Annotated in this window: 2 protein-coding genes; one reads left to right on the top strand and one right to left on the bottom strand. The window is 29.3% G+C overall.

Features of this window, described 5'->3' with window-relative positions:
• Window positions 1-74: 74 nt before the first annotated feature.
• Complete coding sequence (locus tag L8D11_RS05045) at window positions 75-236, bottom strand: hypothetical protein (RefSeq protein WP_236870580.1); 162 nt, start codon at window positions 234-236, stop codon at window positions 75-77.
• A 172-nt stretch (window positions 237-408) separates the two neighbouring features.
• Between L8D11_RS05045 and L8D11_RS05040 the strand changes: the two genes are divergently transcribed.
• Window positions 409-1,950 (top strand): phosphoethanolamine transferase, encoded by a 1,542-nt coding sequence (locus L8D11_RS05040; protein ID WP_236870579.1) that lies wholly within the window; start codon window positions 409-411, stop codon window positions 1,948-1,950.
• Window positions 1,951-2,121 lie beyond the last annotated feature (171 nt).

Below are 2,121 nucleotides of genomic sequence, written 5' to 3'. Positions count from 1 at the left end.
TCCAAAGAGAGAATTTTCAAAAAGCTAAATTTATTTGGGATGAAGCTATCCAAGAGATAGCTGCTGCCTAAAATTTAAGGGTCAGGGTTGTGTTGCGGCCATATTTCCATTAACTTGACGGTGCCGGCCATATTTCCATTAACTTGACGGTGCCATTTTAAATTCAGTGGGATGTAGTTGCCAAAACAGAAGACTAGTATTAATAATATTATCAATACTATGGATGTTTTTTTCATATAATTACATTTTAAATTGTTGGTATTATACCTAAAAATTGCTAGTTAGTATACAAGAATTCTACCATAGCTAATCATCAATCAAAAAAATAACAGGATTATGAGGAAAATACTTTTTAATAGGCATAACTTAATTTTAATAGTGGCCATCTCAATTCTAATTTTTTTGAATATGATTTTTGTTAAAGATATTCTTACAAAAGAGTATCAAACTGCAATCATCCTCTCTAATATTGGTTTTTCAATATTTCTGATTTCTGTAATATCTATAAGCCGAATCTTCTTCATACCGTTTTTTATTATTATGTTGTTTATCGGCAGTCTTCTTAGTTATTTTCAAATTTTCTTTGGAATTAATTTTAATGAATCAGTTTTAGAAAGTACCTTAAATACCGATTACGATGAAGCAATTACATTTGTTGATTATAAATTAATTCTTTGGATAGTAGTTTTTTGGTTAATTCCGAGTATAATGATACTGCTACAAGCAAAATCATTGAAAATTGGGATTAAAAATAAATCTATATCAACGTTATTAATTGCTTTCATTGGAGCTTCAATCTTTTATACGCCCATGCTGTTTGTAAAGGGAATTAATCCAATAGTTTTTTTGCAACATATGACTGCAGTTAACTTATATCCCTCAAATCTTGTGGTTACTGTAAAAACATATTTTAAGCATAATAAATTCAGAAATGGAGAGAAAGAAGATGTATTTGGTAAATATACATTTAATTTGAAGGAAAATGGTATAAAAGTGGTACTAGTTATAGGAGAATCAGCAAGAAGTGATAGATTTGGTATTAATGGGTATAGTCGCAATACAACACCCAAATTAGAAGAAGAAAGTAATTTAGTTAGCTTTAAAGATGCTTATTCTCTTGCAACGTATACCATAATGGGGATAAAAAATATTTTTAAAATACATTCTTTAGCCAACGAAAATACCGTTATTTCAGTCTTTAATAAACTGGATTTTAAAAGTTGGTGGGTAAGTTTGCAATCGTTTGTTGATGATATAAACAGCGTTGCATCTGAGGCTAATGAGTTAATAACTAAGGAAATTCTTTTGCAAAATAATAATTACAATATCAAAGATGAAAATCTAGTAAGTTATATGCATAATTTATTAGCTCAAAATAACTCTAGTAATCAATTTATTGTACTGCATACTCAAGGCAGTCATAGAACGTATGATGATAGATATCCAGAGGGCTTTAGAAAGTTTGCACCAACCTGCACTGATGTAAACAATTCTTCCATTCTTAAAAGAATTTTTCAAAGAAATTCTTGTGAATACAAGGAAGAAAGTGGTAATTCTTACGATAATTCAATACTTTATACAGATTATGTTTTAAGTGAAATGATCAATGAATTAAAACCATACAAAGCTATGCTCGTTTACATCTCTGATCACGGAGAATCACTTGGTGAGAACGGAATTTATCTTCACAGTTATGAATATAGTAAAGCTCCAAAAGAGCAAGTTCATGTTCCATATCTTTTGTGGTTTTCGGATAATTTATTAAAAAGTGACCCTATGATTAAAAGAAATATGGAAATAGCCCAAACTAATGCAAATAAAAAAGTAGATCAAAGTACAGTTTTATATTCATTATTAGATTGCATCAATGTCCAGTCTAACTTCATTGATAAGAGAAAAAGTATTTGCTCCAAAGACCTAGGTCACAACATTCAGTTTGGAAGAAAATAGCTTTCCATTTTTAATTTTATTAAAGCACAAATGATTAAGTAATATTAAAAAGACCATTGCATAATAGGCAGAAAGAAACATATATGATAGAATGAAAAGATAAGTACATACGAAAGAGGAGGCAAAATGTCATTTTTAGTAAGAGAAGCAGAAGAACGTATAGAGAAGAGT

The sequence above is a fragment of the Candidatus Bandiella numerosa genome, from assembly GCF_021811875.1.
GTDB classification, from domain to species: Bacteria; Pseudomonadota; Alphaproteobacteria; order Rickettsiales; family Midichloriaceae; genus Aquirickettsia; species Aquirickettsia numerosa_A.
Note: the sequence above shows the minus strand (reverse complement) of the source record. Positions and strands in the feature narration are given on the sequence as shown.